The organism is Vibrio sp. R-1, from assembly GCF_035615595.1.
Lineage (GTDB): Bacteria > Pseudomonadota > Gammaproteobacteria > Enterobacterales > Vibrionaceae > Vibrio > Vibrio cholerae.
In genome coordinates this window covers 1-5,237 of sequence record NZ_WPDC01000137.1, presented here as the reverse complement: position 1 = coordinate 5,237, position 5,237 = coordinate 1, and the positions used below count along the sequence as shown (strand labels likewise).

The window sequence follows — 5,237 nt, the reverse complement described above, 5'->3', positions numbered from 1 at the left end:
TTTTGTCTTTTTGCGTTTATCCATCGGAATTTTTCAATAAAGCTTCTGTCAGTGCATAGTCGTTTCGGATGGCTATATCGAGCAATAAAAAAGCCGATGCGGATGCATCGGCTGGTAGTGTAAGATTTGATTATAAAATTTGTTTGAGGACACGATCGGCTTTTAGACGCATGATTCGGCGTACTAAGCGTTGTACCTTTTCTGGGTAGTGCTCGGGTTTTTCAATTTGCTTATAAGTGCAGATGAGCTGAGTATGCTGCAGAATATTGTCAATTTCAGCTTCAAATTTGGTAGTGAGGTGATGGTAATCATCACGAATTAAAATTGCATTTTCGAGGTCGAGCTTCCAAGCGCGTGGATTGAGGTTATTACCTGTAATGAGCATATAACGTTTATCCACCCAAATTCCCTTGAGATGAAAGCTGTGATTTTCATGCTTCCAGAGGTGGATTGAGAGCTTGCGGCTTGCAATATGAGCTTCATTGGCTTTCGCAAAGCGGCGCAGATTAAGTTCATACAAGTAAGGTAAGCCACCGATAGTCTTGAATGGCTCTTCTGGTGCAATGTAGAAATCATTCGCGGTTTTATCGCCAATCACAATATGCACTTTCACGCCACGTCGCAGTGCTTTTTTCACCTCTTTAGCGATGCTCGGCGGGAAATTAAAGTATGGCGTGCAGATAAACACTTCATCTTTAGCAGAGGCTAACAATTGGATAATGCTTTGGTTCAACCGATTTCTGCGTCGACCGAGTCCAACCAAGGGTGTGACAGCGACTTGACCTTCATTCACTTTCTGTTTAGCAAATTGGTAATTGGCTTGAGCAAGTGAAGCTCGGAATTGGCGGATATCAGACTTAATCTCTTTTGTGGTGGGTTTGCTACCACAAGCGAGGTTATTGACAGCCGGGTGAGCCAGCATTTCTTGTTGGATAAAATGCACCATGCTGTCGGCAAGTTCAGCATTTTCTAAGGTATGGTAGCGATCAAAACGGTAGCGGCCATGAAATTGGAGATAGACATTATTGAGGCTCGCACCGCTGTAGATAACTTGATCATCAATAATGAAGCCTTTTAGATGCAGAACGCCAAAGACTTCCCTGCCTCTAACCGGTATGCCATAAACAGGAATACAGTGCTCATGTTGCTGAGCAAAGTCACGATACATGGCTGCATTGCCTTCGGATTCTGCTGCACCGATCAAGCCACGCTGAGCACGGTGCCAGTCAACACAAATATGTATCTCGAGTCCTGGGTTACGCTGCTTGGCGGCATAGAGTTCAGTAAGAATTTCACGGCCAGCATCGTCATTTTCTAAATAAAGTGCAACGAGGTAGATACGTTTGCGTGCCTGACGAATCGATTCAACCAAATGAGTTCGAAATTCTGCAGCCGAGAGCAGTACGCCAAATTTGTCAGGATCTTGCGCAATCGCTGGTAGTTGTTCGATTGGGTTTCTTCGAGCAATCATTGGGATGCATTACCTTGTTGTGTGCAAAATTGCGAGCAGTGGATATTACCAAAACTGGTTAAGAAAAGGCTAGAAATGGCGACCATTCTTGACATTACTTCGCTTGATATTGCATCGGAATGAGATCCTTACCAGATCTCGAGTAACGCTCAAAGAGTATATGGAGCTCGGCGGGTAAAGCATGAGGTGCAATTTGAATAAAATGGCCTTGCTGATAGAAATGTTCGAGATGGGTATAAGCAAAACAAAAGGTTGCTGGATTGAGCCATTGCTTTTGGCAGTAGTCGAGCAGTTGCTTGCCAATCCCTTGTTGACGGCTCTGGGCTTCCACTGCCATGCCAGTCAGTAGGCGATATTGACCAATCATACGAAAACGTACCACGCCCACGATCTCACGATCCTTGAGAGCAACAATCACCTGCTCATCACTTTTGGGTTTGCTCCCTGGATAGTGGTTTTTATAAAAACGTTTGATAAGCGGGAGCTTAATGGGGGCAAATTGCTGAAACTCTAACATTGGTCTTTCGTGCTTGTCGGCCATCTGAGGTAGAATATGGCCAGTTTAAGTTATCCAAAGACGACCATGCAAATTCAACTCGGTGCGAACCTCAAACCCTACCACACCTTTGGTATTGAACAGTCTGCTGCTCAATTGGTCGTGGCGGAATCGATTGACGATCTTAAGGCGCTCTATTGCTCTACTGAATGGGCTAGCCTACCTAAGCTTATTATAGGCAAAGGCAGTAATATGCTTTTTACTTGTCACTATACAGGTATGGTAGTGGTTAACCGCCTCAATGGTATAGAGCATCAACAAGATGATGATTACCATCGGCTGCATGTGGCCGGTGGTGAAGATTGGCCTTCACTCGTAAGTTGGTGTGTGGAGCAGGGGATCGGCGGTTTAGAGAATCTTGCTTTGATCCCTGGTTGTGCTGGCTCTGCACCAATCCAAAATATTGGCGCATATGGCGTTGAGTTTAAAGATGTTTGTGATTACGTCGAGTACTTATGCCTAGAGACTGGCACAGTGAAGCGTTTGACGGTGGAAGAGTGTCAATTTGGGTACCGTGACTCCATTTTCAAACATCAGCTTTATCAAAAAGCAGTCGTGACTGCGGTAGGGTTAAAATTCGCTAAAGCTTGGCAGCCGATTATCCAATACGGCCCACTGAAAGATTTGTCCTCGGACTGTGCTATTCATGATGTGTATCAGAGAGTCTGTGCTACGCGAATGGAAAAACTGCCTGATCCTGCTGTGATGGGGAATGCGGGCAGTTTCTTTAAAAACCCTGTGATCAGTCAGCAAGCCTTTGCTCGACTGCAAATTGAGCATCCCGATGTGGTGGCATATCCGGCTGAAAAAGGGGTCAAGGTGGCGGCCGGATGGTTGATTGATCAAGCGGGTTTGAAAGGTCACCAAATCGGAGGAGCGAAAGTTCACCCTAAACAAGCTCTGGTGATCGTTAATACGGGTGACGCGAGTGCGCATGATGTACTCATGCTGGCGGCTGATATTCAGCAGCGCGTGTTCAACTGCTATGGCATTGAACTTGAACATGAAGTGCGATTTATTGGCGAAAGTGAAGAAACCAATTTAAAGCAATGGATGAGTGAACAAGCATGAAAGAACACAGCGCTAAACTAGCCATACTCAAACAGTTAGCCGATGGCGATTTTCACTCCGGTGAAGTGTTAGGTGCTCAGCTTGGGATCTCGCGAGCAGCCATCAGTAAGCATATTCAGGGCATCCGCGACTGGGGTGTGGATGTGTTTCGTGTGCAGGGTAAAGGGTATCAACTTGCTCAAGCGATGACGTTGCTCGATCAATCGGTAATCCAATCGCAAGTGAATAATCCTGTCGAGCTGCATCCGATTATTGGCTCGACCAATCAATATCTGCTCGATCATGTTGAGACGCTGGTATCGGGAACGGTCTGTTTAGCAGAATATCAAGCCAGTGGTCGTGGCCGGCGTGGTCGGCATTGGGTATCTCCATTTGGCGCTAATCTTTATCTCTCGATCTATTGGCGTTTAGATGCCGGTATGGCAGCCGCGATGGGGCTGAGTTTAGTCGTGGGTGTGGCCATTGTTGAAGCGCTGGAAGCCATGGGAGTGGATGGCGTTAAACTCAAATGGCCAAACGATCTCTATTATCAAGATAAAAAGTTGGCGGGCATTTTAGTCGAAATGTCTGGTCAAGCTGGTGCGGCAGCACATTTAGTGATCGGTATGGGGATCAACCTTGCTATGCGCGATAACGAGGGCAATATCGATCAGCCTTGGATAAGTCTTGCAGAAGTGACTGGCCAAAGCCGGATTGATCGTAATGCTTTAGCGATTAATCTGATTGCTGCGCTAGATCGCACCTTACGCCAGTATGAAATTTCAGGTATGCAAAACTTTGTTGAGCGTTGGAATCGTTGGGATAACTTCATCGGTCGCCCAGTTAAACTGCTGATGGGGGCGAATGAGGTGCGCGGTATTGAGCGCGGGATTGATGAACACGGCGGCGTATTATTAGAAACCGAAGAGGGGTTGAAAAGTTTTATTGGTGGTGAGATATCCCTACGTAAAAATGATTAGAGCAGATTTAAAACCAAATAAAGAGGCGCCAGCCTCTTTTTCTTGAGCACTATTTACGGAGCAGGACTTCTTCTACCGTATGGTGAAGCCCTTTGCGTAAAATCAAATGTGCACGACCTTTGGTCGGCAAGATATTCTCAACCAGATTTTTACCGTTGATGGTTTCCCAAATGGAACGCGCCTTCTGTTCAGCTTGGGCTTCAGTGAGTGCAGTGTAATGGCTGAAATAGGAGCCGGGCTTTTTAAATGCACCCTGGCGAAATTTCATAAAGCGCTCGATATACCACTTTTCTATCAGTTGACTATCGGCATCAACATAAATCGAAAAATCCAGGAAATCAGAGATAAACACGCGGTGTGGGTCATGAGGGTAGTCCATACCACTTTGCAGTACATTTAAGCCTTCAATGATCAGCACATCCGGGCGGTCGACCACTTTCATTTCATCGGTAATATCATAAGTGAGATGTGAATAAACGGGGGCGGCCACATTGGGCTGGCCAGCTTTAACCTCAGAAACAAATTCCACCAAACGGCGAATATCATAAGATTCAGGAAAGCCCTTCTTATGCATAATGCCACGTTCAGTCAGTACCTTATTGGGGTATAAAAAGCCGTCTGTGGTGATCAGTTCGACCTTCGGATGATTCTCCCAACGTGATAAGAGAGCTTTCAGTAAGCGAGCCGTTGTACTTTTACCGACTGCAACGCTGCCCGCTATGCCAATCACAAAAGGGGGGGCTGATTCGGTATTACCCAAAAACTGATGCAACACACCATTACGACTTTGACGCGCAGCCACATACAAATTCAGTAGACGAGCGAGGGGAAGATAGATTTCAACCGCTTCGGTCATCGATAAATGGTCATTGATGCCCTGTAACTCTTTTAGATCGCTTTCAGAGAGTGTCATAGGTACTGAATTGCGCAATTGGGCCCAGTGTTGGCGATCAAAGGTTAAATAAGGGCTCATAATCGGTTCAATCATGCGGTTGAGAATAAGGAAAGCGAAAATACAATAAGCACAAGATAAAACAAAATAGAAAGATGCGAGAATTAGCGATTGCGCTCTAATTTGACTGAAAAAACAACGAACAAGCAAAATCCTTTGAAAATTGAGTTTTTTTTCAAGATAAGGGTTGCAACCCCCAAGATCATTCACTAGAATGCGCACCACTTA

General features: G+C 45.6%; 5 protein-coding genes. 2 read left to right on the top strand and 3 right to left on the bottom strand.

The annotated features are described in order from the left end of the window. Positions 1-130 precede the first annotated feature (130 nt). Together pssA and GOU96_RS16720 are read right to left on the bottom strand one after the other, a co-directional pair. Positions 131-1,471, bottom strand: a complete 1,341-nt coding sequence (pssA, locus tag GOU96_RS16725; RefSeq protein ID WP_000561723.1) for a CDP-diacylglycerol--serine O-phosphatidyltransferase — start codon at positions 1,469-1,471, stop codon at positions 131-133. 94 nt (positions 1,472-1,565) lie between these two features. Next, positions 1,566-1,988 carry a GNAT family N-acetyltransferase gene (locus GOU96_RS16720; protein ID WP_174500499.1) on the bottom strand — a complete coding sequence of 141 codons (423 nt, stop codon included), beginning with the start codon at positions 1,986-1,988 and terminating at the stop codon, positions 1,566-1,568. Between the two features lie 36 nt (positions 1,989-2,024). Here GOU96_RS16720 and murB point away from each other — a divergent pair, with 36 nt between their 5' ends. Together murB and birA are read left to right on the top strand one after the other, a co-directional pair. Continuing rightward, complete coding sequence (murB, locus tag GOU96_RS16715) at positions 2,025-3,098, top strand: UDP-N-acetylmuramate dehydrogenase (protein ID WP_113629364.1); 1,074 nt, start codon at positions 2,025-2,027, stop codon at positions 3,096-3,098. Next, on the top strand, positions 3,095-4,057 hold the full coding sequence (gene birA, locus GOU96_RS16710) for a bifunctional biotin--[acetyl-CoA-carboxylase] ligase/biotin operon repressor BirA (RefSeq protein ID WP_000658158.1): 963 nt from the start codon (positions 3,095-3,097) through the stop codon (positions 4,055-4,057). The genes murB and birA overlap by 4 nt, the downstream gene beginning before the upstream one ends. A 49-nt stretch (positions 4,058-4,106) precedes the next feature. Here birA and coaA read toward each other — a convergent pair whose 3' ends face one another. Further along, positions 4,107-5,030, bottom strand: a complete 924-nt coding sequence (coaA, locus tag GOU96_RS16705) for a type I pantothenate kinase (protein WP_217425300.1) — start codon at positions 5,028-5,030, stop codon at positions 4,107-4,109. Positions 5,031-5,237: the final 207 nt, after the last annotated feature.